22 protein-coding genes are annotated in these 26,499 nt (G+C 71.0%); 5 read left to right on the plus strand and 17 right to left on the minus strand.

From position 1 onward, the window contains the following. Positions 1 to 429: 429 nt before the first annotated feature. The 4 genes from OG718_RS11660 to OG718_RS11675 form a co-directional block, all read right to left on the minus strand. On the minus strand, positions 430 to 1,068 hold the full coding sequence (locus OG718_RS11660) for an aspartate/glutamate racemase family protein (RefSeq protein WP_143634598.1): 639 nt from the start codon (positions 1,066 to 1,068) through the stop codon (positions 430 to 432). Continuing rightward, the gene (locus OG718_RS11665; protein ID WP_143634596.1) at positions 1,068 to 1,412 is read right to left on the minus strand and encodes a GNAT family N-acetyltransferase; all 345 of its coding nucleotides are present in this window, start codon (positions 1,410 to 1,412) and stop codon (positions 1,068 to 1,070) included. Before OG718_RS11665 ends, OG718_RS11660 begins: the two co-directional genes overlap by 1 nt. A gap of 28 nt (positions 1,413 to 1,440) precedes the next feature. Further along, positions 1,441 to 1,860 (minus strand): aspartate 1-decarboxylase, encoded by a 420-nt coding sequence (gene panD / locus OG718_RS11670; RefSeq protein WP_143634595.1) that lies wholly within the window; start codon positions 1,858 to 1,860, stop codon positions 1,441 to 1,443. A 461-nt stretch (positions 1,861 to 2,321) separates the two neighbouring features. Further along, complete coding sequence (locus OG718_RS11675; protein ID WP_143634593.1) at positions 2,322 to 3,290, minus strand: phosphotransferase family protein; 969 nt, start codon at positions 3,288 to 3,290, stop codon at positions 2,322 to 2,324. A gap of 616 nt (positions 3,291 to 3,906) precedes the next feature. On the opposite strand from OG718_RS11675, the gene OG718_RS11680 reads away from it, so the two are divergent. Continuing rightward, positions 3,907 to 5,226 carry an MFS transporter gene (locus tag OG718_RS11680; RefSeq protein WP_328844084.1) on the plus strand — a complete coding sequence of 440 codons (1,320 nt, stop codon included), beginning with the start codon at positions 3,907 to 3,909 and terminating at the stop codon, positions 5,224 to 5,226. Between the two features lie 243 nt (positions 5,227 to 5,469). Here OG718_RS11680 and OG718_RS11685 read toward each other — a convergent pair whose 3' ends face one another. Continuing rightward, the gene (locus OG718_RS11685; protein WP_260694961.1) at positions 5,470 to 7,416 is read right to left on the minus strand and encodes an ABC transporter ATP-binding protein; all 1,947 of its coding nucleotides are present in this window, start codon (positions 7,414 to 7,416) and stop codon (positions 5,470 to 5,472) included. A gap of 169 nt (positions 7,417 to 7,585) precedes the next feature. On the opposite strand from OG718_RS11685, the gene OG718_RS11690 reads away from it, so the two are divergent. The 4 genes from OG718_RS11690 (at position 7,586) to OG718_RS11705 (ending at position 12,544) form a co-directional block, all read left to right on the plus strand. Then, positions 7,586 to 8,626, plus strand: a complete 1,041-nt coding sequence (locus OG718_RS11690; RefSeq protein ID WP_143635096.1) for a lysylphosphatidylglycerol synthase transmembrane domain-containing protein — start codon at positions 7,586 to 7,588, stop codon at positions 8,624 to 8,626. Positions 8,627 to 8,778: 152 nt separating this feature from the next. Next, entirely contained in the window at positions 8,779 to 9,543 is a 765-nt protein-coding gene (locus OG718_RS11695; RefSeq protein ID WP_328844085.1) for a crotonase/enoyl-CoA hydratase family protein, read from the plus strand. A gap of 353 nt (positions 9,544 to 9,896) precedes the next feature. After that, the gene (locus OG718_RS11700; RefSeq protein WP_143634587.1) at positions 9,897 to 10,970 is read left to right on the plus strand and encodes a mechanosensitive ion channel family protein; all 1,074 of its coding nucleotides are present in this window, start codon (positions 9,897 to 9,899) and stop codon (positions 10,968 to 10,970) included. 98 nt (positions 10,971 to 11,068) lie between these two features. Next, positions 11,069 to 12,544 carry an FGGY-family carbohydrate kinase gene (locus OG718_RS11705; RefSeq protein ID WP_328844086.1) on the plus strand — a complete coding sequence of 492 codons (1,476 nt, stop codon included), beginning with the start codon at positions 11,069 to 11,071 and terminating at the stop codon, positions 12,542 to 12,544. Between the two features lie 108 nt (positions 12,545 to 12,652). Here OG718_RS11705 and OG718_RS11710 read toward each other — a convergent pair whose 3' ends face one another. The 12 genes from OG718_RS11710 to OG718_RS11765 all read right to left on the minus strand — a co-directional run bounded on the left by OG718_RS11710 (position 12,653) and on the right by OG718_RS11765 (position 26,494). Next, entirely contained in the window at positions 12,653 to 14,716 is a 2,064-nt protein-coding gene (locus OG718_RS11710; RefSeq protein ID WP_328844087.1) for a beta-galactosidase, read from the minus strand. A gap of 29 nt (positions 14,717 to 14,745) precedes the next feature. Beyond that, positions 14,746 to 15,621, minus strand: coding sequence for a carbohydrate ABC transporter permease (locus OG718_RS11715; RefSeq protein ID WP_328844088.1), 876 nt, complete (start codon positions 15,619 to 15,621; stop codon positions 14,746 to 14,748). Beyond that, complete coding sequence (locus OG718_RS11720) at positions 15,618 to 16,559, minus strand: carbohydrate ABC transporter permease (protein ID WP_328844089.1); 942 nt, start codon at positions 16,557 to 16,559, stop codon at positions 15,618 to 15,620. The genes OG718_RS11715 and OG718_RS11720 overlap by 4 nt, the downstream gene beginning before the upstream one ends. Positions 16,560 to 16,704: 145 nt before the next feature. Next, positions 16,705 to 18,045 (minus strand): ABC transporter substrate-binding protein, encoded by a 1,341-nt coding sequence (locus OG718_RS11725; protein WP_143634579.1) that lies wholly within the window; start codon positions 18,043 to 18,045, stop codon positions 16,705 to 16,707. 209 nt (positions 18,046 to 18,254) lie between these two features. Beyond that, positions 18,255 to 19,250 carry a LacI family DNA-binding transcriptional regulator gene (locus OG718_RS11730; RefSeq protein WP_143635092.1) on the minus strand — a complete coding sequence of 332 codons (996 nt, stop codon included), beginning with the start codon at positions 19,248 to 19,250 and terminating at the stop codon, positions 18,255 to 18,257. Positions 19,251 to 19,563: 313 nt separating this feature from the next. Next, on the minus strand, positions 19,564 to 20,898 hold the full coding sequence (locus tag OG718_RS11735) for an MFS transporter (RefSeq protein WP_143634577.1): 1,335 nt from the start codon (positions 20,896 to 20,898) through the stop codon (positions 19,564 to 19,566). Positions 20,899 to 21,145: 247 nt separating this feature from the next. After that, on the minus strand, positions 21,146 to 22,096 hold the full coding sequence (locus OG718_RS11740; RefSeq protein ID WP_143634575.1) for a catechol 2,3-dioxygenase: 951 nt from the start codon (positions 22,094 to 22,096) through the stop codon (positions 21,146 to 21,148). A 9-nt stretch (positions 22,097 to 22,105) separates the two neighbouring features. After that, the gene (locus OG718_RS11745) at positions 22,106 to 23,272 is read right to left on the minus strand and encodes a 4-oxalomesaconate tautomerase (RefSeq protein ID WP_328844090.1); all 1,167 of its coding nucleotides are present in this window, start codon (positions 23,270 to 23,272) and stop codon (positions 22,106 to 22,108) included. Between the two features lie 58 nt (positions 23,273 to 23,330). Continuing rightward, positions 23,331 to 24,059, minus strand: coding sequence for a 4-carboxy-4-hydroxy-2-oxoadipate aldolase/oxaloacetate decarboxylase (locus OG718_RS11750; RefSeq protein ID WP_143634571.1), 729 nt, complete (start codon positions 24,057 to 24,059; stop codon positions 23,331 to 23,333). Further along, the gene (locus tag OG718_RS11755; RefSeq protein ID WP_328844091.1) at positions 24,056 to 24,805 is read right to left on the minus strand and encodes a PIG-L deacetylase family protein; all 750 of its coding nucleotides are present in this window, start codon (positions 24,803 to 24,805) and stop codon (positions 24,056 to 24,058) included. Before OG718_RS11755 ends, OG718_RS11750 begins: the two co-directional genes overlap by 4 nt. Before the next feature lie 47 nt (positions 24,806 to 24,852). Next, positions 24,853 to 25,503 carry a GntR family transcriptional regulator gene (locus tag OG718_RS11760; protein ID WP_143634567.1) on the minus strand — a complete coding sequence of 217 codons (651 nt, stop codon included), beginning with the start codon at positions 25,501 to 25,503 and terminating at the stop codon, positions 24,853 to 24,855. 232 nt (positions 25,504 to 25,735) lie between these two features. After that, a complete protein-coding gene (locus OG718_RS11765; protein ID WP_143635090.1) occupies positions 25,736 to 26,494 on the minus strand; it encodes an FAD:protein FMN transferase in 759 nt (252 codons plus the stop codon). Between the last annotated feature and the right edge of the window lie 5 nt (positions 26,495 to 26,499).

Here is a 26,499-nt window from a genome sequence, read left to right on the forward strand (position 1 = left end):
AGGGGGTCGGTTCTCGGAGTGCGGGTCGTGGGGGCTTGTCGCGCAGTTCCCCGCACCCACAAAAGCCGGCGGGCCGGCGTGGACCATGTCCACGCCGGCCCGCCGGCTTTTGTGCGTTCTCAGCCCAGAGGGCCCGGCTGGGGCTCCGGGGGCGGGGCCGGGGCCGGATCCGGGGGCTGAGGGAGCGGGGACGGGGACGGTTCCGGGACCGGGTGGGGTTTGGGGGACGGGACCGGGTCCGGTTCCGGGAAGGGTTGGGGGTGGTCGGGGCCCGGACCGGGTGTGGGGTCCGGCTTCACGGGGTCGGGGTACGGGTGCGTCATGGCGTCCTCCAGCCAGTCGGTGTCTCGGCCCTGGACTTCTCCCACGCGTACCCGTGCGCCGCGCGCCCACTCACCCCGTCGCGGGACGAACGGGGACCAGGTGGGCCTACGCCCCGCCTGCCGCGGCCGCCCCCGCCGCGAGGCCCGGACGCGGGCTGGACAGCACCGGCACGGCGGTCGTGGTCAGCTGCTGGGCCGGAGTCATCGAAGCCTGGGCGAGGACGATCGCGTCGGCGTCCGTGACGCTGTCGGCGGCGGACGCGACGGCACGGGCGTAGGCGTCGAAATCGCCCGCCGCGAAGTGGTCCCAGGCGTCGGCCGCCAGCAGGGTGCGGACGTCGACCGGGGATCCCGCGCGGGCGGCCTCCTCCTCGACGAGGGCCACCGTCGGGCCGAGGGTGCTCTCCACCGTGGCGAGCACGACGACGCGCGGGCCGGCCGCCACGGCGGCGGCCGCCATCGGACGGTCCACCCGGAGCACGGGCACACCGGGGCGGGCGGCCTCGGCGACCGCACCGATGGTGGAGCAGGTGCAGAGCACCGCCACCGCTCCGTCGGCGACGGCCCGGTCCAGCATTGCGCGCACCTGGCCGGTCACCGCCTCCGGTCCTTCCTCCCGGGCCCGTTCCAGGAGTTCCTCGGACACGAAGTGCCGTAGTTCCAGGGACGGATGGTCCTCTTCGCGGAGCGTGTCGAAGACGGGGATGTGGACGGGCGAGGTGTGCAGCAGGGCGAGCGGTCCCATCAGAACCGGCCCGGGTGGGCGGCCAGCCACGCCTTCGCCGCGCTCAGCAGCTCGGGGTCGGCAGCCGGGGCCTCGTCGGGGTGGCGTTCGGCCCACTTGACGACGTACGGGCAGAGCGGGGCGACCGGGACTCCCTCGCGGGCCGAGACGGCGTACAGCTCACGGGCGAGGGAGCCCGCGATGCCCTTGCCCTCATGGGCGGGCTCCACGATCGTGTGGACCGGGACGAGCGCGCGGCCCGGGCTTTCGAGGACGAAGTACTCGATGTGGCCGACGACTTCGTCACCGGCGTACGCCTCAAGACGGCCGGCCGCCCGGTCGTCGCGGATCGCGGTCTCGCTCATGGTCTCTCCTCGCGGATGCGGATGGCGGTCAGGCCGAGACAGCCCGCGGGCTGCGCTCCTGGTCCGAGCCCGGCACCGGCTCGGACGGATCCGCGCCGAGGGCCACGATCCGGTTCCCGGCGTCCACGTGCACGACCCGCGGCCTCAGCGACCGGGCCTCGGCGTCGGAGACCTGAGCGTAACTGATGATGATCACCAGGTCTCCGGGGTGCACGAGGTGCGCCGCCGCGCCGTTGATACCGATGACACCGGACCCGCGCTCCCCCTCAATGACGTACGTCTCCAGGCGTGCACCGTTGTCGATGTCGACGATGTGCACCAGCTCGCCCGGCAGCAGATCGGCGGCGTCGAGGAGATCGGCGTCGATGGTCACGGATCCGACGTAGTGCAGGTCGGCCTGGGTGACCGTGGCACGGTGGATCTTGGACTTGAACATGGTACGCAGCATGGAGGCACTCCCGGACCTAGGCTCCCTGCCTGCGTTTTTGCAGGTCAAGGGCTGTTTCCTTACCTTACGGCGAGGCGCGTGTCCGGGCGGCGTTCGCAAGGTTCACAGAACTCGTGCTGACCGATTGCCGACTTCCCCGACTCATCGCCGGCTCGGATCCCGAGAAGATCTGCCGCTCCCCCCGGACCTGCGCCCCGACTACGGCCGTCAGCCTACGCATCCGCCTTCACGGAGAGCCATGACCTTCGCCACAGCGCGCCTGGGAGAGTGCCGGTCAGCGCGGCGTCAAAGGCCTTGACCAGCGGACGATATCGGCGCACGGGAACTGTTGCCGGGCGGCGGTCGGCCGGGAGCCGGTTCGTAATCGGGGTGCCCGGTGTGGGGTGCGGTCGGCTCCGCTGCCGGGCGTGGAAAGTGGTTCCGGGGTTCGCAGTCGTGTCCACGCCCCGGACCGCCTTGACTCAGGCCAGTGCGTCCATCAGCGCGGTGACGTAGGCGTCCAGCCGCTCCTCCACGGCTCGCGTCGTCAGCTCTGTCCTCCCTGTCTCCCGCCATGGCTGCGACACCGACTGCACTTCTTCCGAGAACGCCAGCGCGTCCCGCACCCGCCAGTACAGCCGCTCGCTCGCGACCGCGGCCGGCACCCCGCCGGCGTCCTCGTACGCCTCGGCGAACCGCAAGCCCCACGCGGGGCCGTGCAGCAGCGCGAGATTGGTGGAGCAGTGCGCCACATCGAGATCCGCCGGGCCCCAGGAGGTCGCCGCCCAGTCGACGACGCCGGTGATCCGGGCACCTGCCGGGCTTGGGTGCGGCACATAGAACAGCACGTTGCCGGGGTGGAAGTCCCGGTGCAGGAACCGCCCTTCACAGGGCGGCGCGGGCTTGCGGATCACGTCGATCGCAGCGGCCCATGCCGCCGCGTCGGCACCCTTCGGAGTCACGACGGTGTCGGCGGTCGTCAACGTCACATACTCCCGGGGGCGCTCGGCGGGTCGGGGCCGAAGCGCGTGGATCGCCACGAGTTGCCGGGCCAGCAGAGGGACGCGTGCCTCCAATCCCTCGTCGTCGAGGACCGTCCGGCCCTCCAGATGTGTCATCAGGAGCGATGGATACTCGCAATGCGCGGCGGTCGGATCAACCGCGACCAGCCCAGGAGCAGGCACGCCGGTCCCCGTGAGCAGGGTCAGGGCGCCGGCCTCCCTGTTCAGCCAGTCCCCGGCGTGCTCCACGTAGAACGGGTCGACGAAGCTCCGCAGCACCAGGTCACGGGTGCCACCGTCCCGCGTGCCGACGGTCAGCCGCCGCATGTCGGAGGTGATGCCGCCGTGCAGCGCCTCGGTTCGGACGATTTGTTCGCCTGCCTCCAGGTGCCGACCCACCCAAGCCCGGGTCAGCGGTCGGACAGCCACGGCCTCATAGTGATTGCTCACCGTGCCATCCGAGCAGCCGGACGGCGGCACGCGCAAAAGCTTTGTGTTGGAGGGGACGGCAACCGTGCTCCATCCTCCCGCCCGCACAACGGCACGTCTCACAGCTGCCGCAGACTCCGTTCAGGCGCCCGCATCGAGCCGTGGCCACGTGGCCGGTTCGGGGCAGTACCTCGATGGGACGGCACCGTTCACGATCCGCCTCACTGACAGCCCCAGGGCATTGGCCATCCGCGCCCCGGTACGGCCGGCCAACGCGAGCACGAGCCGGCCCGGCGACGCGGTGGTGAAGGTGGAGCAGTCCTTGATCTTCTGGAAGCCGTCTGTGACCGTTCGCGGTTGTTGGTGGTTGAGTCGCGGTGGCTTCGCTGCTGGCGCAGTTGCTGTTCACACAGGTTGGCGGGTTTTGTTCGGGAGCTCGTATCTGCGCTCCGCTCCTCTATCCTCGAGGAGGTCATCAACTACCGCATGACATCTGCCCGGTGACGGAGTCGGCGTGGGGTGCGCGTCCCCGCTCCACGTCACCACTGGACGGCTTCAGGCGCAGCCACGGGTCGGCGCATCCGGACGCCGACGACCCTGTGTGGCGCGTCCCGCCGGGCGGCGAAAGGGATGCGTCGTGCCTTCGGCTTCGGCGAGCTACCGCACCGTGCTGCGCACTTCGGGTGCCGCGGCCTTCTTCGTTCCCGCCGCTGTCGGGCGTCTGGGCATCGCCATGACGGGGATCGGCATCGTCTGGCTGGTGCACGCACGCACCGGGTCGTACGCCGCCGCGGGTCTCGTCACCGGCGGGTTCGCTGTCGCGGACGCCGTCGCCGGGCCCCAGATCGGGCGCCTTGTCGACCGGTTCGGACAGGCGCGGGTGCTTCCCATCGCACTGGGCGCACATGCCGGGGGCGTGGCGCTGCTGCTCACCGGCGCCGTTCCGGACCTCGTCGCCGGAGTGCTCGTCGGGGCGACGCTGCCCCAGCTCAGTGCCCTGTCCGCCGCTCGCTGGTCCGCCCTGCTGTCCGGCGAACGGGCCGCCGCGCTGCCCACCGCCTTCGCCCTGGAGGCCCTGGCCAACGGCGTGTCGTACATGGCCGGACCGGCCCTGGTGAGCGTCCTCGGTGCGGCGGGCCGCCCGGGCGCCGGGGTGCTGCTCGCCGCCGCGCTCGTCGTCGGCGGTGGGCTCGCCCTCGCCGCCCAGCGCCGCACCGTGCCGCCCCTCACCGGCCGCGCCGAACGTCGGCACGCCGGACGCGCCCTGCTGCGCTCAGCGTTCCTGCGGCAGGTCGCGCTCGGCCTCGCGCTCGGTGTGTTCTTCGGTGCGATGCAGGTGTCCGTCGCCGCGTACGCCGTCGGACGCGGCACGCCGGACGCGGCGGCCGTGCTCTATGTCGCCTTCAACTGCACCAATCTGGTGGGTGGTTGGGCCTACGGAGCTTGGCGCCACGGCGGCTCACCCCGGCGCCGCCAGGCCGCAGCCGCCGCCTGCCTCACCCTGGCGAGCCTCCCGCTGACCTTCCTCGACGCGCCTCTCGGGGTCGGCGTCATCCTCGCCCTGACGGGACTCGCCGTGCCGGTCCTACTGATCCTCGCCTCCGTCCTCACGGAGTCGTCGGTCCCGCGCGCCGTCCTCACCCAGGCGTTCACCTGGGGCAACTCCGCAAGCGCGGCAGGGTCAGCGGGCGCCGCGGCGGTCGCGGGGCGGATGGTGGACGCGGGCGGTGCGCACGGCGGATTCGGTGTGGCGGCGGGGTCCGCGCTGGTGATGACGATCCTGGCGCTCGGCGGTCTGCGGGACTCGAACCCGGACGTGCCGAAGCCCTCCGCGCCCGCGGAAACCACGGAGCCGAACCCGCCGGCCCCACGACGGGATTCGTCCACTGGTTCCGCCCCCGGAACCCCGTCCGCCTCGGTCGCTCCGAGCGGCAACAGCAACGGCCGTCGTCGTTGAACACGGCATTGACCACCGCTTCCCCTCCGCGGCCGCCGCGTACGTGAGGGTCCGACCCCCTGTCAGGGGGTCGGACCCTCGGTCGTGGTCCACCGTCGACACGGCATTCAGCAGCAGCACGAGCATGGACCGGGAATGAGCTGAGCGTGCTGCGCGACAACTACCAGGCGCTCGCCGATACCGACCGCTTGCCGACCCTGCCGGGCAGTCACGCCTCCGGCCCGGCGGCGTCGTGCGCGGTGTCTACGCCACCGCCTCCTCCGCCACGGCGATCTCCCTCACGCTCACGCCGTCCTCGGTCGTGCCGTCCTCCGTCGCGTCCGCCCGTGACGGTTTCTCGAACTGGGTCCGGTAGAGCTCCGCGTACCGTCCGTTCGCCGTGAGGAGTTGCTCGTGGGTGCCGCGTTCCACGATCAGGCCGTCCTCGACGACGAGGATCTGGTCGGCGGCTCGTACCGTCGAGAGCCGGTGGGCGATGACGAGTGCGGTGCGTCCTTGGAGGGCCTCGGCGAGGGCCTCCTGCACGGCGGCCTCGGAGGTGTTGTCCAGGTGGGCCGTCGCCTCGTCGAGGACGACCACCCGCTGGCGGGCCAGGAGCAGCCGGGCGATGGTCATGCGCTGGCGTTCGCCGCCGGAGAGGCGGTAGCCGCGCTCGCCGACCACCGTGTCGAGGCCGTCGGGCAGGGAGCGCACGAGGTCGTCGAGGCGGGCCCTGCGCAGGACGTCCCACAGTTCGTTCTCGTCGGCGTCGGGCCGGGCGAGGAGCAGGTTGGCGCGGACCGACTCGTGGAAGAGGTGACCGTCCTGCGTGACCATGCCGAGGGTGGCCCGCATCGACTCGGCGCTCAGGTCACGGACGTCGACACCGCCGATGCGTACGGAGCCCTCGTCGGTGTCGTACAGCCGTGGCAGCAGTGACGCGATGGTGGACTTGCCCGCGCCGGAGGAGCCGACGAGGGCAACGGTCTGGCCCGGTTCGGCGCGGAAGGAGATGCCGTGCAGGACCTCGGCGCCGCCGCGGGTGTCGAGTGCGGCAACCTCCTCGAGGGAGGCGAGGGAGACCTTGTCGGCGGACGGGTAGGCGAAGCGGACGTCGGTGAACTCGACGGAGGCCGGGCCCTCGGGGACCGCGCGGGCGTCCGGTTTCTCGTCGATCAGCGGCTTCAGGTCGAGGACCTCGAAGACCCGCTCGAAGCTGACCAGGGCGCTCATGACCTCGACGCGGGCACCGGCGAGGGAGGTCAGCGGCGCGTACAGACGGGTCAGGAGCAGGGCCAGCGAGACGACGGCACCCGGTTCCAGGCTGCCGCGCAGGGCGTACCAGCCGCCGAGGCCGTAGACCAGGGCGAGCGCGAGGGCGGAGACGAGGGTCAGGGCCGTGATGAACGCGGTCTGCGCCATCGCCGTGCGCACCCCGATGTCCCGCACCCGCCGGGCGCGCACCGCGAACTCCGCGGACTCCTGGCCCGGCCGGCCGAAGAGTTTGATCAGCGTGGCGCCCGGTGCGGAGAAGCGCTCGGTCATCCGGGTGCCCATGGACGCGTTGAGGTCGGCGGCCTCGCGCTGGAGCTTCGCCATCCGGCTGCCCATCCGGCGGGCGGGCACCACGAACACCGGGAGGAGTACGAGCGCGAGCAGGGTGATCTGCCAGGACAGGGTGAGCATCACGGCGAGGGTGAGCAGCAGGGTCACGAGATTGCTCACCACTCCGGAGAGGGTGTTGCTGAAGGCCCGCTGGGCGCCGATCACGTCGTTGTTGAGTCGACTGACGAGCGCGCCCGTACGAGTGCGTGTGAAGAACGCGACCGGCATGCGCTGTACATGATCGAAGACCGCTGTCCGCAGATCCAGGATGAGTCCTTCGCCGAGGTTCGCCGAGAGCCAGCGGCCCACCAGTCCGATCGCCGCCTCCGCGAACGCGATCAGGGCGATGAGCAGGGCGAGTCGTACGACCGTGCTCTCGTCGCCGCCGGACACGATCGCGTCCACGACGCGTCCGGCGAGGACCGGGGTGGCCACGGCGAGCAGCGCCGTCACCACACTGAGCACCACGAACTGCGCGATTCGGCGGCGGTGCGGGCGGGCGAATCCTGCGATGCGACGCAGGGTCGCTCTGGCGAAGGGGCGGCGTTCCTGCTCGGCGTTCATGACGCTGTGGAGCTGCGTCCAGGCCGTGGTCTCCATACTCATGGGACAGACCGTAGAACCTCAAGCAATCTTGAGGTCAAGGGATGAGGTCAAGGGATGATCGATGACACTCACTGAACCCACTCCCCTCACAGTGCCGACGGATCCCACCGATCCCACCGAGACAGTGGATCCCACCGGCACCAAGGCCCTCACCGAGCCCGGCGACCCGATGCCGTGCCCGGCGTGTCAGCCGCCGTCCCCGTGCCCGCAACCCCACGTTGGTGCGGTGTGGAAACCCTCTCCCGATGTGACGGTCGAACGCTTTCCCCAGGGCTTCGCCAGACGCCTTCCGGTCCGGCAGATCCTGTGCCTCCTCCCGCTCGCCCTCGTGGCCGTGGTCGCGGTGCAGCACCGGTCCGTGCTCGCGGAGGGCTTCGGACACCTGGCGTCGGCGAAGTGGCCGTGGCTGCTGGCCGCGGTCGCCGCGACCTGTCTGACCTGGGTGGCGGCCGCCGTCACCCGGCAGGGCGCGCTGGTCGAACGGCTGCCCAAGCGGCGGTTGCTGGCCACGCAGTTCGCCGCCGGCGCCGCCAACCACCTGCTGCCGACGGGTCTTGGCGCGAGCGCCGTGAATCTGCGGTTCATGACGGTGTGCGGGGTTCCGCTGGCCCGTTCGTCGGCCGCGCTCGCGCTCTACATGCTGGCGGAGTCCATCGCCCGGGTCGGGCTGCTGCTGGCCCTGTTGATCGCCTTCCCCGACGCCCTGCGGGTCGGCGCGCTCCTGCCGGACGGCGCGGTCGGCCCGCTGCTGCTCGTCGTCGCAGCGGTGGTGTGCGTCGCGGTGACGGTTCTGCTGCTTCTGCGGCGGGTGCGTACCGTCGTGTTCACCTTCCTGCGGACCGCGCTGGGCGAGGCCAGGTCCGTGCACACACGGCCGGCCCGTGCGCTCGCGCTGTGGGGCGGCTCGCTCTCCTTCCCGATGTTCCAGGCGGCCGGACTGGCCGCGGTGGGGCAGGCGCTCGGGCTTCCGGTGCCGCCGCTGCACATGGCGCTCGCGTACCTGGCGGCGACGGTGGCGGTCGCCCTGGTGCCGACGCCGGGCGGGATCGGCTCGGTGGAGGCCGCGCTGATCCTGGCGCTGGTGGCGGCGGGCGGTCCGGTGGCGGTGGCGACGGCGGTGGTGCTCGCCTACCGCATCATCACGGTGTGGCTGCCGCTGCTGCCAGGGGCGCTGACGCTCGGCGCGCTCGTGCGGCTGAAGATGATCTGAGCGCTTCGGCTGCAGGGCCGGAAGTCACCCTTCTCATTCCGCCCGGAAGTTGACGGGGACGGCCTGAACTCACCGGTGTGACCCGGGAGTAACCTGCTGGCGTCGCCACACGGGGTCACCACACCAGGTCGCCACACGAAGGGGTCCGAGCGATGCCGGTCCGGATCGAGCGCCAGGAACACGTCACCACCGTCGTCCTCTCCCGCCCCGAGGTCCGCAACGCGGTGGACGGTCCCACGGCGGCCGCTCTCGCCGACGCCTTCCGCGCGTTCGAGAGCGACGAGACGGCCCGGGTGGCCGTGCTGTGGGGCGAGGGCGGCACCTTCTGCGCCGGCGCGGACCTCAAGGCGCTCGGCACGGAACGCGGCAACCATGTGACGGAGGACGGCGACGGCCCGATGGGCCCCACGCGGATGCGGCTGTCGAAGCCGGTGATCGCCGCGGTCGCGGGCCACGCCGTGGCGGGTGGTCTGGAGCTGGCCCTCTGGTGCGATCTGCGGGTCGCCGAGGAGGACTCGGTCTTCGGGGTCTTCTGCCGCCGCTGGGGCGTGCCACTCATCGACGGCGGCACGGTACGGCTCCCCCGTCTCATCGGCACCGGCCGCGCGATGGACATGATTCTGACCGGCCGCCCGGTGGCGGCCCCCGAGGCGTACGAGATGGGCCTCGCGAACCGGGTCGTCCCGCCGGGGCGGGCGCGTGCGGAGACGGAGGCGCTGGCCGCGTCGATCGCCGGCTTCCCGCAGGCCTGTCTCCGGGGCGACCGCGGTTCCGTCCTCGACCAGGAGGGGTTGAACGAGCGCGCCGCCATGCGGGGTGAATTCCGTCACGGGACAGGTGTGCTGGAGGAGAGTCTCGAGGGGGCTGCGCGGTTCTCGGCGGGGGCGGGGCGGCACGGGTCGTTCGGCGAGAACTGAGCGTCCCCGACGACGTATCCAGGCCAAGTTGGAGCGGGATCCACCATGGGGCCGGGGATGCCCGCCGAGCCGGACGACGAGGGCGCCTCGGTGCTCGCCGGAGGCAGAGTAGACACCAACATGCCTACGAGCATGGCAAGTTGGTGGCGATGCCGGTGGGAGATGGCCTGACCCGAGCGGTCCTGGCACGGAACACCTGTGCGCATGTAGCAAGATGAGCGAACCCGCCGGTCAACGACTTGTCGTTCCCGGCGGGGTCGTACATCCAGGAATCGAGCAGCAGGTGGCAACAAGGTGACGACACATCACATAGCGGGCGCGAGTGCCCTTCGCGGCACGACGGGAGGCAGTTGGTGAACCGGGACCTCACTGTGCACGACTGGATCGTCGCGGGCATCTGGCTGGCCGTCGGCCTCGCGGCGGGTGTCCTGCTGCGCCTCCTCCTGCGCTGGCTGGGCAAGCACGCGACCCGTACCCGGTGGAGCGGCGACGACGTCCTCGTCGACGCGCTGCGCGCGCTGATACCGGTCGCCGCCCTCACGGGCGGTATCGCGGCCGCCGCGGCGGCGCTGCCGCTGACCGGCAAGGTCAACCACACCGTCAACCAGATCCTGACGGTCCTGCTCATCCTCGCCGCCACCATCACGGCGGCACGTGTGGTCGCCGGCCTGGTGCGGGCCCTCACCCAGTCCCGCTCCGGGGTCGCGGGATCGGCCTCGATCTTCGTCAACATCACCCGGGTCGTCGTCCTCGCCATGGGCTGCCTGGTCGTCCTGCAGACCCTGGGCATCTCCATCGCCCCGCTGCTCACGGCCCTCGGGGTCGGCGGTCTCGCGGTCGCCCTGGCCCTCCAGGACACCCTCGCCAACCTCTTCGCGGGCATCCACATCCTCGCCTCGAAGACGATCCAGCCCGGCGACTACATCAGGCTCACCAGCGGGGAGGAGGGGTATGTCGTCGACATCAACTGGCGCAACACCGTCGTTCGCAACCTCTCCAACAACCTCGTCATCATCCCGAACGCGCAGCTCTCCAGCACCAACATGACCAACTTCAGCCGTCCGGAACAGGAGATGACCCTCACCGTGCAGGTCGGCGTCGGCTACGACAGCGACCTCGACCATGTCGAGCGCGTCACCTCCGAGGTCGTCACCGAGGTCATGACGGAGATCGAGGGCGCGGTTCCGGAACACGAACCCGCCATCCGCTTCCACACGTTCGGGGACTCGCGGATCAGCTTCACCGTCATCCTGGGTGTCGGGGAGTTCAGCGACCAGTACCGGATCAAGCACGAGTTCGTGAAGCGGCTGCACAAGCGGTACCACGTGGAGGGCATCCGCATTCCCTCCCCCGCGCGCACCGTCGCCCTCCAGCAGAACGGCGTGGCGATTCCGCCCCAGCGCGACGGATCCCTGTCGATCCCGTAGAACATCGGGGGTGGGGCGGTCCGCGACGGCCGCCCTGATACCGGGCCAGGCCGCTCTGTGCCCGGGCGGTTGGCGAGTGAGCGGGGAGACGTGAGCGTATGACGGTGATCGGGGTCGACATCGGTACGTCCAGCAGCAAGGGCGTGCTCGTGGACGAGGACGGAACCGTCCTCGCGACGGCTGTCCGCCCGCACACGGTCGACCGTCCGCACCCGGGACACGTCGAGATGGACGCACGGGTGTGGTGGGACGAGTTCGCCTCCATCGCCCGGGAGTTGCTGAAGTCCGTGCCGGACGGCGCCTCCGTCACCGCGGTCGGCGTCAGCGGCATGGGCCCGTGCGTCGCTCTGGCCGACGCGGCGGACACGCCGCTGCGCCCGGCGATCCTGTACGGCGTCGACACCCGGGCCACCGAGCAGATCACGCGCCTGGACGACGAGTTGGGCCGTGACGCCGTACTGCGGCGCTGCGGGTCCCTGCTGTCCACCCAGGCCGTGGGCCCCAAGATCGCCTGGCTGGCGGAGCACGAGCCCGGCGTGGTCGCCCGGGCCCGGCGGCTCTACATGCCCAGCTCGTATCTGGTGGTCCGGCTCACCGGGACCTATGTGCTCGACCGCCACTCGGCGAGCCAGGCCGTTCCGCTGTACGACTCCGTGGCCCAGGAGTGGTACGAGCCGTGGACGCGGCACATCGCGCCGCGGCTGGAACTCCCCCGCCTGCTCTGGCCGGGAGACATCGCCGGACAGGTCACGGCCGAGGCCGCCGACGCCACCGGGCTGCCCGCCGGAATCCCGGTGATCGCCGGCACGATCGACGCCTGGTCCGAGGCCCTGAGCGTGGGGGCACAGCACACCGGTGACCTGATGCTGATGTACGGCAGCACCATGTTCCTGATCAACACCTTGTCCGAGCGCCTGCTGGTGCCCCAGCTGTGGAGCACCGTCGGGGCGTTGCCCGGAACGCGCAGTCTCGCCGGAGGCATGGCCACCTCCGGCATGATCACCGAATGGCTGCGGGAGCTGTTCGGCACGCCCGGGCACACCGAGCTGCTCGCCGGGGCCGAGGCGTCCGGGCCCGGTGCGAAGGGGCTGCTGATGCTGCCGTACTTCGCGGGCGAGCGGACGCCGGTGGCCGATCCGCACGCCCGCGGGGTGATCGCCGGGCTGACGGTGGAGCACAACCGCGGCGACCTCTACCGTGCCGCCCTGGAGGCGACGGCCTTCGGGGTACGGCACAACGTCGAGGCGATGCGCGCGGCGGGCGCGGACATCCGCCGTGTCGTCGCCGTGGGCGGAGGCACCCGGGGCGGCCTGTGGACCCGGATCGTCTCGGCCGTGACGGGCCTGGAGCAGGAGATCAGGACCGTCACACTCGGAGCGAGCTACGGCGCGGCGTTCCTCGCGGCGAGCGCAGTCGGCGCCCCGCTCATCGACGAGTGGAACCCGGTGCGCGAACGCGTCGCCCCGGACCCGCAACTGCGCTCCGGCTACGACGAGTTGTACGCGCTGTACCTCCGGCTCTACCCGGCGACACGGGACATCGCCCATGAACTGGCCGCGCGGCAACGGGGTTAGGCCGAGGCTGCCCGCCCCGGCCGGACCCCGAACTGGCCGGGCCCTCTCCCGCGATCGCGCGACCCGTCGATCCCGCGAGCAACTCCACACCGTCGACTGCTCAGTTGCTCATGATTCCTCCTGGAGCACCTTCACGTCCCACGCCCCGAGCGGGACCGCCTCGTCCGGCGCGTACGACGTCCCCGTGAGCGCGTCGCGTACCGGCGTCGGCAGTGCGACCTCCACCGGTTCCCACGACCAGTTGTGCAGGAACCGGACCCGGCGGCCGTCGCGCGCGGTCGCCCTCGTCGACGTGACGCTCGGGTGGGACGCACTCACGAGGTCCGCCGGGGCGGCCCAGCGGAGGAGGGTGCTGGCGAATTCCGGGTCGGGCACGGTGCCGACGTAGGTGACGCGTCCGGCGCCGTGCACATGGGTCGTGGCCGCGGGCCAGCGGCCGAAGTGCGGGTGGTCGTACGTTGCCAGGGTGTCCGCTCCCCTGGGACGCAGGCCGTCCACCCAGTGGAGGGCACGGGCCTCCCCGGACAATGGAAGGGAGTCCGTGCCGTGGACGACGAGTCCGGTGCCCAGATTGCTGAACTCGTCGTACGTGACGCCGGCGGCCTCGGCCAGCCGGGCGGGCTGTTCCTCCGTACGGGCCCGCGCCTCGTGGTCCGCGTACGCCGTGCGCGGGCCCAGGACCAGATGGCCGCCGGCCTCGGCGTAGGCGAGGAGGCGGTCGAGGGTCGTGTCGTCGGCCGCGTAGAAGGCGGGGGCGACGAGTACCGGCGGCAGGTCGGTGCCGTCCAGCTGGCCCGGGTGTACGAGCCTGCTCTGCAGTCCCGCGTCGAAGGCGCCGCGGTAGAAGGCGTCGAAGACGGTCTGGTACGAGCGCCGGTCCGGCCCCCCGTCGGGCGCGGCCAGCGGGGGCTGCGCCTGGAGCGCCCACTTGCTGGGGCTGGAGTAGAGGAACGCCACGTCGGCGTCCGGGGTGAGTGACGACACGAGGTCGCCCGCGGTCTCCAACTCGGCTCCCAGCGCGGCCAGTTCGCGGTACACCCGGCCGGGTCGCCCGTTGTGCGGCAGCACTCCGCCCCAGTAGGTCTCGGTGCCGAAGTGCAGGGTGTGCCAGTGCCAGTACTCGATCATCGAGGCGCCCCGCGATATCAGCGCCCAGGCGGCCTGGCGCCACTGCCCGTCGTACGCGGGGCGGTTGTTCCAGGGGAAGCCGATGGCCTGTGCGTCGGTCTCGGTCACCAGGAAGGGTTCCTGGCGGGAGGCGTACATGCGGTCGGCACTCTGGTACAGCGCCCAGGTGCCGTTGGTGGTCCAGCCCTGGTCCTGGCGGTTCCGGTCCGGCAGCGCGAGGGCGTCCTGCATCGTGTAGTAGGGGTTGCCGGCCGTGACGTCGAGCTTCCTGGTCAGCTCGTCGTCCTCGACCGTGGGCCGGTCGTAGGAGATGCACGTCGTGACGAACTGGTCCGGCCGGGCGTACTCGCGCACGATGTCCGCCTGCCAGGCGATGAACTCGGTGGTGAGCCTCGCCTGGAAGCGGCGCCACGCGAGGTCGTACTGCGGCTGGGCGTTGCCGTCCGGAGTCCACAGGTCCGCCCAGGTCGACAGCCGGTGGGACCAGTAGACCAGCCCCCACTCGCGGTTGAGGGTCTCCACGTCGCCGTAGGTCTCGCGCAGATGGTCGGTGAAGCGCTGGAACACACCGTGGTTGTGGAAGAGTTCGAGGCCGGGTTCGTTGTCGACCTGGAAGCCGATCACCGCCGGGTGCGCGGCATACCGGCCGACGACCTTGCGGATGATCCGCTCTGCGTGGAAACGGAACGCCGGGTGGGTGTAGTCGACCTCCTGGCGGGCGCCCCAGGGAACGCGCTCGCCGGTGCGCCGCTCCGCCGCGATCTCCGGGTACTGCCGGGCCAGCCACGGCGGCACGGCGTAGGTGGGCGTCCCGAGGATGACGCTGATCCCCCGCTCGCCCGCCCCGTCCAGAACCGGCTGGAGCCAGTCGAGGTCGAAGCGGCCGTTCTCCGGTTCCCAGGTCGACCAGACGGACTCGCCGACCCGGATCACCGTGAAGCGGGCCTCCGCCATCAGGTCGAGGTCGTCCTTGAGCCGCTCGTACGGCTGGTACTCGTGGTAGTAGGCGGCGCCGAACAGAACCCGGCCGGGCAGCTCGAACATGCTTCTCCTTTACGGGACATGAGGGCGCGTCAGCCTTTGACGGCACCCGTGGAAAGGCCTTCGAGGAGCTGTTTGCGCAGCAGCACGAAGAGGGCGACGGCGGGCAGGACGGCCAGCACGGCGCCGGCCATCACCAGGTCGTACTGCCGTTGCTCCGAGACGAAGAGGGTCTGCAGGCCCAGCGGCAGCGTGTACTGCGAGCTGTCGGAGACCAGGACCAGCGGCCACAGGAAGCTGTTGTAGCTCTGCAGGAAGGTCCACACGGCGAGGGCGCCGAGCGAGGGGCGCAGCAGGGGCAGCACGATCCGCCGGAAGATGCCGAACTCGCTCGCGCCGTCGATGCGGGCTGCCTCCAGGACCGAGTCGGGGACGGACTGCACGATGTACTGCTGCATCATGAAGATCCCGAAGGCGGGCGCCACCCAGGGCACGATCAGCGCGAACCACGGACTGCCGAGCCCGGTCTTGACCAGGATCACGAACAGGGGCACGAGGATCACCGCGAACGGGATGGACAGCGAGCTGAACATCACGCCGAACAGCAGCCTCTTTCCCGCGAACCGGAACTTGGCGAAGCCGTAGCCGGCCAGCGCGCAGACGAAGACCGAGACGACGGTGGCGACGACGGCGACCACCGTGCTCATCACGAACCACCGGGCGAAGGGCTGATCCTCGATCAGCGCACGGTAGTTGTGCAGGGTGAAGGGGTCCGGAACCAGCTTCGGCGGATACGCGAAGATGTCGCCGCGCGGCTTGAACGACCCGCTCAGCGCCCACACCAGCGGGGCGAGGAAGGCGAGCAGCAGCAGGACCAGCGTCAGGTAGAGCAGGCCGCGGCGGCTCCTCGCGCCCGCGGAAGAGCGTACGGAAGCGCGTATGGAGGTGGAGGAAGTGGTCGCGCTCATGAGGTCGCCCTCCCGATGCCGAGCAGACGGTTGAAGAGCTGGCTGAGCCCGAAGACGAGGACGAACAGCACGACGGCCGCGGCGGCCGCGTACCCGAACTGCTGGCGCTGGAAGGCCGCCCGGTAGATGAACATCGTCACCGACAGGGTGCTCTCGGCCGGTCCGCCGCCGGTCAGCAGATACGGCTCCTCGAAGATCTGCGCGGCGCCTATGAAGGAGGTCACGACCACGAACGCGGTCACCGGTTTCAGCGCCGGGAGCGTGACCGTGGTGAAGGTCCGGACGCGTCCGGCGCCGTCGAGGGCGGCCGCCTCGTACAACTCCTTCGGTACGGCCTGGAGTCCGGCGAGGAAGAAGACGGTGAGGTAGCCGGTCCAGCGCCACAGCATCACGAGCCCGATGCTCACCTTGGCCAGGTCCGGATCGCCGAGCCAGTCGACACCTCCGGTGCCGAACAGGGCACGCAGGACTGAGTTCAGCAGCCCGAACTGCCGGTCGAAGATCAGCCCGAAGATGAGCGCCACGATGATCGGCGAGACGACGATCGGCACGAAATAGGCGGTGCGCCACAGGTCGCGCACCCGCAGGCCACGGGTGTTGAGGGCCTGAGCGATCAGCAGCGCGAGCGGTACGACGACGAAGACCGCGATCATCACGAAGACGCCTGTGTTGCCCAGGGCCCGGTGGAAGCTGACGTCGGTGGCGAGGAGACGGTAGTTCCGCAGCCCCACCCAGCGCGGAGTACCGAGGCCCACCCACTCGGTGAGACTCAGCCAGAGCGACACCAGGACGGGCACCAGCATGAAGAGCACGTAGAGGACGTAGAAGGGGGCGATGAAGAGGTAGGGGGCGCGGGATTGCTTGAGACGGGGAGCGGTTCGGCGCGCCCCCGTGCGTTTGCGAGCACTGCTGGCCGGATCGGCGATGGCGGTGGTCATGGACAACTCTCCTGGCCGTACTGCTGAATTCCGGATGCGTGAGGCGCGTCCCTTCTCCAGGGGCGCGGGGCTGTTCCGATGTGCGGCTCCGCCGCGTGGGCGCGACCGGCCACGGCCGGCCCGCAGCCAACCGGGCGGGAGACCCTCAACGGCCCGCCTGATCTCGGAACTCCTCCGCGGTCCGCCGCAACGCCTGCCGCGGACTGACGTCTCCGCGATAGGCCCGCAACAGATTCCCGGCGAGCACGTCGAAGAGAATCGACTGGTCGGGACTCGTGTGCTGCGGAGGCACATCCGGCAGCAGGTCCCGATAGAGACCGAACAGCCGCTGCCCGCCACAGAAGTCGTCCTTCAGACCTCTGAGTTGCGGATCCTCGAACACGGAACGCCGGGTAGGCAGATAACCCGTCTCGATGAACCGCCGGACCTGACCCTCGTGCGTGAGCCAGGTGTTGAGAAGGAAGTCCGTGGCGGCCCGCGTGTTGGCCTTGTCCTTGATGACTCCGAAGCCGGTGCCACCGAGCGCCGCCGTCGTCCCGCCGCCCTCGGCGAACCGCGGCATCGCTCGGACCCGCCACTTCCCCTTCTGCTCGGGCACGTTGGGCACGAGGCCGTAGCTCTTGTACCAGATGGCCATGGGCAGTCCGATGACCCTGCCCTGTTTCAGAGCGGTCTGCATCGCGGCGCCGTAGTAGTCGGAGATGTCGATGACGAAGCCGCTGCGCAGCCCCTCGCACAGGAAGCCCAGCACTTCCTCCGCCTCGGCCGAGTCGAGCACCAGTTGCTGGTCTGCGTCGAAGAAGGCGCCGCCGCGCTGATAGAGCAGCATCTGGAAGGACTGCACGATCTGTGCCGTGTCGCTGCCGTTGGTGCTGACGACGCACAGCGAGGCGTTGTGGTCCTTGTTGACGCGGGCGCCGAGTTCGGCGAACTCCTCCCAGGTCGGGGTGTCCTTGGCCAGCCCGTACTTCGTGAACAGGTCGTCGCGGTAGTAGTAGACGACCATGGGGGTGTCCGAGTCGAGGGCGTAGACCCGGCCGTCCTTGCGGTAGGGGGCGGTGCGGGCGGGCAGCAGGTCGTCCTTCAGACCTGGCACGGCGGCGATGTCGGGGGTGAAGTCGTGCAGCAGCCGCTCGGAGATGTCGCCGCGCAGCATGCGCGGGAAGCTGCCGATCTCGAAGCCCGCCATGTCCGGTGTGCCGCGTCCGGCGACGGCCTGGGCGAGCAGCTTGGTGACTATGTCGGCGGGTCCGGCGCGGGTGACCGTCAGGTGGTAGCGGAAGTCGGCGAGCCGGTCGGCCTCCGGGATGCCCTTGCGGAAGAAGGCCTCGTATCCCGGGTCGTGGGTCCACAGGGCGAGGTCCACGTCTCCTGAGGTGCGAGCGGTGGTGCTGTCACGGCCGCAGGCGGCGAGCGCGGCGGCCGTGCCTAGGCCGAGGGCGCCACGCAGCAGGGTGCGGCGCGGCATGGGCGGTGGGGTGTACACACGTGACTCCTCACGTGGTGCGGCTACGGGGTGCGCGTGCGACGGACGTCCCGGTCCGGGCATGCGCGGGCAGGGCGGATCCGGCCGACGGCGAGGTCGGCCGTCCCGCCGACGGTTCGGCGGTTCGGGCGGGTGGGGTCGATCAGCGGGCGGGCGGTGCGACGAGGTCGGTCAGCCGGTCGGCGGACCGAGTGGTGCGACGAGATCGGTCAGCGGGCAGGCGGTGCGGTGGATGCGCGTACGGTCAACTCGACCGCGAGATCGACGGGTTCGGCCGGGTGGGACCTGCCCTCGATCATGGCGACCAGGACGTCGACGGCGCGGGTCGCGACGGCGGCGAAGTCCTGGCGGACGGTGGTCAGCGGCGGGGAGAGATAGGGCGCGGCGGGGATGTCGTCGAAGCCGACCACACTCACGTCGGCGGGTACGGCACGTCCGGCCTCGGCGAAGGCGCGCAAGGCGCCGAGGGCCATGTCGTCGTTGGCGGCGAACACGGCGGTCAGGTCGGGGAGTTGGGCCAGCGACCGTGCGGTCGCGTAGCCCGAGGCCGGGGTCCAGTCGCCGTCCGCGGGCAGCGGAGGTTCGGGGGCTCCGGCGGCGGCCAGCGCCTCGCGCCAGCCGCGGAGCCGGTCGCGGGCGGTCCACCAGTCCTGCGGTCCGGGGATGTGCCAGACCGTGCGGTGTCCGAGCGCGAGCAGGTGCTGTGTGGCGATCCGTGCCGCGGCGACTCCGTCGGCACGGACCACGGTGCTGGGCGCGTCGGCCAGGTGCACGCCCTCGCCGAGGCTCACCATCGGCACGTCCGCGCTCAGTCGCAGCGGCGTGCCGTCGTCGATGGGCTCCGACAGGACGATCCCGTCGACGCCCTGTTCCAGCAGGGATTCCACGGCCGCCGCGATTCCGGCGCCGCCCTGGCCCTCCAGGGTGCTGGCCACGGCGAACGAGTAGCCCACGCGCTGCATGGCCCGCTCCAGGTCGATGAGCAGGGTCGAGGGGCCGTAGAGCGCGCTGCCGAGCGAGACCACTCCGATCCGCCGGTACCTGCCCATCAGCAGGGCGCGCGCCGCGTTGTTCGGACGGTAGTCCAGTTCGCGGATGACGCCGAGCACGCGGTCGCGGACGTCGGCGCTGACGTGGGGCTCGCCGTTGACGACGCGGGACACGGTCTTCTGGGAGACACCCGCGGCACGGGCGACCTCCATCATCCCGGGTCCGCGCCGACGGCGTCCGGGACCACGGGGGGACGACGGCTCGGTGCCGGTGGTGGTCATGACCCTCCTCGTGCTCGTCCGGTGTGCGTCGGCTTTGACTACGTAGTCAATCTCGCGCGTGATGATGCGGGGATCGGGATGACTACGTAGTCAGGCCAGTGTTCACAGCGCGGGCGTTCGAGTCAATACTCCGTACGGAACCAGTGCGGAGGGGGCCTGATTGACCGAGGCGGTGGAGCAGCTGGGGCGGTCGAGGAGCCGGGGCGGGGCGCTCATGAACATGGCGCCCGGGCCCGGCCCTCCGTGGTCAGTGGGTGGTGAGCAGTGTCTGCGGGGTGCCGCTGTGCGGCGCCTGCCTGGAGCTGCGCAGCGCGGCGATGCCGATGAAGACCATCGACGACAGGCCCGCGATCGCGAAGGCCGTGAAGCCCCAGTCGCCATAGCCCTCGGCGAGCAGCCGGCCGCCGAGCCACGGGCCGAACACGGCGCCGAAGCGGCCCATACCGGAGGTCCAGCCGACGGCGGTGGCGCGGTTGTCGGGGGTCGAACGGATCGAGACCGTCGCGTAGATCATGGTCTGGGCGCTGTTGAGGAACACGCCGGTGAGGAAGACCACGGTGAAGGTCACCGCGAGCGGCATGTGGACGCTGAGCAGGAAGACCCCGGCGGCGGTCAGCGCGAACCAGATCGACGAGATGCGCGGCGCCCCGAAGCGGTCGGCGGCCCGGCCCGCGACCAGCATGCCCACGATGCAGCCGAGGTTGAAGAGGACGACGAAGGTGAGCGCGGAGCCCAGTTCGTAGCCCTCGCTGCGCATCAGGGTGGGCAGCCAGGTGGCGACGCCGTAGACGAGCAGGAGCCCGCCGAAGGAGGCCAGCCAGTACAGCAGGGTCTGCGTCCACTCGCCGCCGCGGAACAGGCCGACCAGGGAGTTCCAGCGGTCGGCGGGGGCCTTCCTCCCGGCCGCGGCGGGCAGTTGGACCTCGAAGCGGCCGGCCAGCTCGCGGGCCTCCTCGGTACGGCCCTTGGCGACCAGGAAGCTCAACGACTCGGGCATGAACCTGGCGAGCACCGGGACGAAGAGCAGCGGGGCCACACAGACCCAGAAGGCGGCGCGCCAGCCGAGGGGCTCCACGATCCACAGGGCCACGTACGCGGAGAGGATGCCGCCGGCGTGGTGAGCGGTCATCAGCATGCCGATGGTGAGGGCGGCGCGGCCGCGTGGGGCGTAGTCGGAGACCATGCTGATCGCGGTGGGCAGCAGTCCGCCGAGGCCGACTCCGGCGAGGGTGCGGCCGAGGCCGAAGACCGCGACGCTGCCCGACATCGCGCACAGGCCGGACGCGAGCGAGAAGAGCGTGACGCAGGCGACCATCAGCTTCTTGCGGCCGATGCGGTCGGCGACCGTACCCGCGGCCAGCGCGCCGACCAGCATGCCGAAGGTGGCGTAGCTGCCCAGGTCACCGGCCTGGTCCGGGGTGATGCCGAGGGCCTTCTCCGCCAGCATGTGCGGCAGCACCGAGCCGTAGACGAACATGTCGAGGCCGTCGAAGAGCACGGCCAGCCAGCACAGACCGACGGCCAGTGCCGCCAGTTTGCCGCCACGGGCGGACCGGGCGGACCGGGCGAAGGAGGAGGACATCGTTGTTTCCTCTCGTCCAGGAGTCGTATCCCTGAAGGGGATCGGGGAGGCGGGGAGCGCGCGGCGCGAGCGGTTCGTGCGGCTGGCCCCGTGATGCGCATGACGCTAGAAATCCACCCCATGATTGTCAACATTTTCGTCAACAATCCCAGGAACAGTGAGGGACCTGTGAGACACCGATGAAGGACGGCCGGGCGGCACACGGCAGGGGTGTGCCGCCCTCGAAAGGGAAACGCGGATGCCGGTATCAGCCGACCGGCGGCGTGCCGTGGGTGTGGAAGGACTCGATGGTCTTCAGACCCCAGGCCTGGCCCTTCTTCCGCTCGTCCTCGGTCCAGGTGATCAGCGGCCAGTCGGGCGCCAGGACGAGGCGGGTGAGCGGGTTGCACAGCTCGACGCGGTTGCCGCCGGGCTCGTAGACGTACAGGAAGAACGTCTGCTGGATGGCGTGCTTGTGCGGGCCCGTCTCGATGAACACGCCGGTGTCCAGGGCGAGATCGGCCGCCCGCAGGATGTCCTCACGGGTGTCCGTGGCGAACGCGATGTGGTGCAGGCGTCCGTTGGAGCCGCTCCAGTCCTCCGTGTAGACGATGTCGTACGACTTGCTGCTGAAGGTCAGCCACTGGGCGGCGATCCTCCCGCTGTCGAGCCGGATCTGCTCGGTGGGCCGGGCGCCGAGCACCTCGTGGACGAAGTCTCCGTTGGGCTCGACATCGGCGGCGAGGAAGTTGACGTGGTCCAGGCGTCGTACGCCCACGCCGTGACCGGGCTTTGCCTGCGGCTGGTTCTTGAGGCCGGGCTTCAGGTCGTCCGGCGCCCGGTACCACTCGCTCTCCCAGTAGAGGGCGAGTTCATGTCCGTCGGGGTCCGTGGTGACATACAGCGGGCCGATGCCCGGCTCGTCCTCGACCCAGCGGCCGGGGCGGCCCGCGTTCTCGGTCTCCTTGACGCGGCGCTGGAGGGCCTCCTCGCTGGAGGCTCGCAGGGCGGTGCGGCGGATCCCGGACGTCGTGTGGGCGGTCAGGGTCACGCTGTGGTGCTCGTAGTCGTCCCAGGTGCGCAGGTATACGGAGTCCCCGGAGCGGCCGTTCTCGGTCAGGCCGAGGTAGTCGGTGAAGAACCGGACGCTGGCGTCCAGGTCGGGGGTGAGCAGTTCGACGTGCCCGAGGTGGGCGATGTCGCCGAGCGGCGGGGCCATGGGGCCTCCTCAGGGGTGTTGTGCGGCTCCGGCCGGCCGGGGGAAGACCGTGCCGTCGAAGATCTTGCGTGCGGTGCGGACGACGACGGTGCGCCGGGCCACCGGGACGGCGCTCGGGGCGGCGCTCGAAGCAGCACTCGCTGCGGCGCCCGGTTCAACGCCGGGTTCAGCGCCCGGGGCGTCGTACGCGAGGGACGTTTCTATGTCGAGGAATCCGGTGGGATGCTCGACGCGCACCCGGTCCCCGTGAGCCGGCAGACGTGCGACCGCCTGGCCGACGCCGCCCTCGATCCGAAGCCCGGCGGCGACGCTCGCGGCGCCCAGGACCCCGATCGAGGTGTGGCAGCGCACCGGGATGAAGGTGCGGGTCATGACCGCGCCACCGTCCAACGGCGGTGCCAGCAGGCTGAGTTTGGGCACGGTGGCGCCTTCGACGTCACCGAGCCCCATCAGCTTTCCGGCCTCCAGCCGGATCTCCCGGAGCCGTTCGGCGAGGGCCTGGTCCGCCTCCAGGGCGGCGGGGGTCTCGTATCCGGTGACACCGAGCGAGGACGCGGCGATCAGCACGGTCGGCATGCCGTTGTCCACGCAGGTGACCGGTACGTCGGCCACGAGGTCACGCACCCGGCCGGTCGGCAGCAACGGGCTGCCACCCTGCGGGAACTCGATGACCACCGGCGCCGCGGCCCCCGGCACCCCGGAGATCTCGGCGGAGCCGGTGTAGTCGACGCGCCCTTCCGGGGTGGGGAAGGACGCGACGGCGAGGTCCCCGGTGTTGAGCATGCGGATCCGCACCGACGTACGGCCTTCTCCGGCGGCGACCAGTCCGCGCTCGACGGCGAACGGGCCGACCCCGGCGAGGAGGTTCCCACAGTTCTGACGATCACTCACTTCAGGTGTGTCGACGCCTACTTGGAGGAACAGGTAGTCGACGTCCGCCTCGGGTCCGGTCGAGGCGGATACCACCGCAACTTTGCTGGTCAGGGGGTGCGCGCCGCCCAGGCCGTCGATCTGGCGCGGGTCGGGACTTCCCATGACGCGCAGCAACAGGTCGTCGCGCGGGGCGGGTTCGGCGGGCAGGTCCCCGGCCAGGAAGTAGGCGCCCTTGGAGGTGCCGCCGCGCATGAGCATGCAGCGCACCTCCTCGGACTCGGCCCCGGCCCCGGCCCCGGTCATGAGCCCACTCCGCCCCGGTACCCGGTCACGGCCGGCCCGGCCGCATTCCTGTGCCCGGTCACGTTCCGGCCCCGTCCAACGGATCCCGCCGCTCCCGCCGGTACTCCTCGTACGACTGGTAGCGCACTCCCAGGCGTACGAGGGTCTCGCGCAACCCGTAGCGGTCCAGGCCGAGTTGGCCCTCGGTGAAGGCGGCGCGTGTCGCTTCCTCCTTCGCGGTGCGCGCGGCGGACGCGTCGACAGCCTCCGCGGACCGCTCGCGCGGGACGACCATCACGCCGTCGTCGTCGGCGAGGATCACGTCTCCCGGCCGGACGCTCTGTCCGCCGAGGACCACGGGTACGTTGACCGATCCGCCGGTGGCCTTCACGGTGCCCTGCGCGGACACGGCCGCCGCCCAGACGGGGAAGCCCATCTCGCGCAGTTCCTCGGTGTCGCGCACTCCGGCCCCGGTCACCAGGCCGCGCACGCCCCGGCGTTGCAGGGCGGTGGCGAACAGCTCGCCGAACATGCCGTCCGTGGAGGGCGAGGTGGTGGTGACGACGAGGATGTCGCCCTCGCCGCACTGCTCCACCGCCGCGTGGATCATGAGGTTGTCGCCGGGCCAGCTCAGCACGGTGACCGCGGTGCCCGCGACTCGTACGCCCTGCTGGATCGGACGCAGGTCGCTGCCGAGGAGACCGGTGCGGCCGAGCGCCTCGTGGACGGTCGCCACGCCGTACGTGGAGAGCGCCTCGACGTCCTTCCCGGCGGTCTTCGGGGGGTTGGTGACGATCAGGCCGCTCATGCCAGCTCCCCCGTGACCTGCGGGTACGGGCGCATGTACGCCTCTGCGTAAGTGGTGTGCGGCAGGCCGAGGTTGGGGCCCGCGTTGCGCTTGAGCTGTACGCCGCGGCGGACGGCCAGGTCGGTGTAGTAGTCCCACAGGTGCCGCTGGGCGGCCAGGCACTCCATGGCCTTGCGCTTGGTCTCCCACACCTCGGAGATGTCGAGGAGGACCTCCGGCCTGAAGCCGCACATCTCGGGCTGGTGCGGCTCGAAGAGGAACACCGGCGGGGCGCCGATGATCTCCCCCTCGGCCGGGTAGCCGATGGCCTGGGCGAGCACCCGCGCGTCCAACGCCATCCGCGCGGCCGCCGGATGGTCGCCGTTGTACGGGTCGTCGAGCGGGTGGGTGAGGACGACGTCCGGCTGCGCCTCGCGGTAGACGGCCACCAGCCGGTCCGTCAGCTCGGGGGTGATGGTCAGGGGGTAGTCGCCGGCGTCGAAGAAGACGACCTCGGCGCCGAGGGTGGCGGCAGCCGCCTCGGCCTCCGCACGGCGCATCTCCTTGATCTCCTCCAGCGACCTTCCCTCGCGCCAGGCCTTCGCGGACTCCCCGCGCTCGCCGTAGGTCAGGCAGGCGATGGTGACCTTCTTACCGCGCGAGGCGGCGAGGGCGATGGCTCCACCCGCCCGCCACACGAAGTCCCCGGCATGCGCGGTGATGACAAGTGTCGATCGTGGGGTGTCGGGCGCGTTGCCGTGCGTCATTGCTGCAATCTCCTTGATGGACAGGCCGGTTGGCCCACCCCGCGGTGTCACTCGCGCAGCGCGTCGATCACACCCGAAAGGTGGGCGCGGACGGCCGCTTCGGCCGCCTGCGGGTCCCGGGCCCTGATCGCCTCGATCATGGCCAGATGCTCACCCAGGGACTTCTGGGGCCGCCCCGGCCGCAGCGCGAGCTGGAAACGGTGGCGCACCAGCTGCCCGTTGAGCCGCTCCAGCAGTTCCACGGCCGTCTGCTGGCCGGAGAACTGCCTGATGAGGGCGTGCAGTTCGTGGTTGAGGTCGGAGTAGGTCACCGGCTCGCCGTCGGCGACGGCCTTGGACATCGCCTCGCCCACGTCGACCAGCCGGGTCAGCTGTTCGTCCGTGACCGCGACGGCCGCCTTGGCCGCGCACAGCCCTTCGAGGGCCATGCGGCACTCGGTGATGGCGACCGCTTCCTCCACGGTCACCACCCGCACCCGCGAGCCGCGGTTGCGGATCCGCTCGACCAGACCCTCCGACTCCAACTCGATCAGCGCCGCACGCACACTGGCCCGCGTCACACCGAACTGCTCGGCGAGTTCGTTCTCCACCAGCCGCTGGGCCGGTGCCATCTCGCCGCGCAGGATCGCCTGCCGCAGCTGCGCGAGCGCGTGCTGCCTGGCCTGCTCTCCGGTGCTCGGACGGGCTTGTTTCGGCATGTGTGCTCTCCCTGAGTGAGTGCCTGTCGAACCTAAATCTAGACGAACAAGATTGTCAACAATTTTGTTCTCCATATGGCTGCCGCAATGACGGTCGCCCATCGGACCCCCACGTCCCCCGGCACGACACCTCGACATGAGCGCACACACCGACACACACCAACGAGGGCCCTGATATCCGCAGTTGCGGATATCAGGGCCCTCAGGAGTTCGTGCGAGCGGTTTCCCGCGATCAGGCGGCGACGGGGAACCCCGACGTGCGGAACACACGGCGCTCGGCGTCCACCGCGAACACCTCGCAGCCTTCGCGCGCGGCGGCCCAGTCGATGCCGTCCGCGCCCATCGCGAACGCCGCTGTCGCCGTCGCGTCCGCCTCGGTCAGGGAAGGAGCCACGACGGTGAGACTGAGCAGTCCGGTCGCAGGACGGCCGGTGCGGCCGTCGAGGATGTGGTCACCCCGCTCGTAGCGCCCGGAGGTCGCCACCGCGCCGTCGGTGATCTCCAGGACCGCGCACAGCCGGTCGGCCTGTTCCGGGTGGCGCACTCCCACCCGCCACGGACGGCCCGCCGAGACCACATCGCCGCCGGCGTTCAGGCAGAACGTCGTCACGCCCTCGGCCTGCAGCAACTCCGCGGCCCGCTGCACCGCCCAGCCCTTGACCATCGCGCAGGGGTCGAGGCCGCGGCCGGGCAGCCGCACCTGGAACGCGCCCCCGCTCGCGACCCGGTACTCCTCGCACAGGTCGAGCACCTCGACGAGGTCCGGGCTGAGCTCGTGGGATTCGAGCTCTCCCCGGCCCAGCCGGGACACCTCGCTGTCGGCGATGAACGGGCTGAACCGCGCGTCGACCTCACGCAGCCACGCGAAGACCCGGTCCGCGGCCGCGGAGGCGCGCCCGGCGGTGTCGGCGTCGTCTCCGGTGTCGGCCGTGTCGGCCGTGTCGATCCGCAAGGAGATCGGCAGCCCCATGATGTGCTCGACGCGGCGCACTTCCT

This window comes from Streptomyces sp. NBC_00258 (assembly GCF_036182465.1).
GTDB lineage: Bacteria > Actinomycetota > Actinomycetes > Streptomycetales > Streptomycetaceae > Streptomyces.

What these genes read in the sequence shown, in the direction of transcription:
- OG718_RS11695 (WP_328844085.1), top strand. Translation starts at nt 8,779, where the DNA reads ATGCCGGTCCGGATCGAGCGCCAGGAACACGTCACCACCGTCGTCCTC.
- OG718_RS11690 (WP_143635096.1), top strand. Translation starts at nt 7,586, where the DNA reads ATGCCGTGCCCGGCGTGTCAGCCGCCGTCCCCGTGCCCGCAACCCCAC.
- OG718_RS11705 (WP_328844086.1), top strand. Translation starts at nt 11,069, where the DNA reads ATGACGGTGATCGGGGTCGACATCGGTACGTCCAGCAGCAAGGGCGTG.
- OG718_RS11715 (WP_328844088.1), bottom strand. Translation starts at nt 15,621, where the DNA reads ATGAGCGCGACCACTTCCTCCACCTCCATACGCGCTTCCGTACGCTCT.
- OG718_RS11735 (WP_143634577.1), bottom strand. Translation starts at nt 20,898, where the DNA reads ATGTCCTCCTCCTTCGCCCGGTCCGCCCGGTCCGCCCGTGGCGGCAAA.
- OG718_RS11760 (WP_143634567.1), bottom strand. Translation starts at nt 25,503, where the DNA reads ATGCCGAAACAAGCCCGTCCGAGCACCGGAGAGCAGGCCAGGCAGCAC.
- OG718_RS11720 (WP_328844089.1), bottom strand. Translation starts at nt 16,559, where the DNA reads ATGACCACCGCCATCGCCGATCCGGCCAGCAGTGCTCGCAAACGCACG.
- OG718_RS11740 (WP_143634575.1), bottom strand. Translation starts at nt 22,096, where the DNA reads ATGGCCCCGCCGCTCGGCGACATCGCCCACCTCGGGCACGTCGAACTG.
- OG718_RS11745 (WP_328844090.1), bottom strand. Translation starts at nt 23,272, where the DNA reads ATGACCGGGGCCGGGGCCGGGGCCGAGTCCGAGGAGGTGCGCTGCATG.
- OG718_RS11665 (WP_143634596.1), bottom strand. Translation starts at nt 1,412, where the DNA reads ATGAGCGAGACCGCGATCCGCGACGACCGGGCGGCCGGCCGTCTTGAG.
- OG718_RS11685 (WP_260694961.1), bottom strand. Translation starts at nt 7,416, where the DNA reads ATGAGTATGGAGACCACGGCCTGGACGCAGCTCCACAGCGTCATGAAC.
- OG718_RS11755 (WP_328844091.1), bottom strand. Translation starts at nt 24,805, where the DNA reads ATGACGCACGGCAACGCGCCCGACACCCCACGATCGACACTTGTCATC.
- OG718_RS11660 (WP_143634598.1), bottom strand. Translation starts at nt 1,068, where the DNA reads ATGGGACCGCTCGCCCTGCTGCACACCTCGCCCGTCCACATCCCCGTC.
- OG718_RS11730 (WP_143635092.1), bottom strand. Translation starts at nt 19,250, where the DNA reads ATGATGGAGGTCGCCCGTGCCGCGGGTGTCTCCCAGAAGACCGTGTCC.
- OG718_RS11710 (WP_328844087.1), bottom strand. Translation starts at nt 14,716, where the DNA reads ATGTTCGAGCTGCCCGGCCGGGTTCTGTTCGGCGCCGCCTACTACCAC.
- panD (WP_143634595.1), bottom strand. Translation starts at nt 1,860, where the DNA reads ATGCTGCGTACCATGTTCAAGTCCAAGATCCACCGTGCCACGGTCACC.
- OG718_RS11750 (WP_143634571.1), bottom strand. Translation starts at nt 24,059, where the DNA reads ATGAGCGGCCTGATCGTCACCAACCCCCCGAAGACCGCCGGGAAGGAC.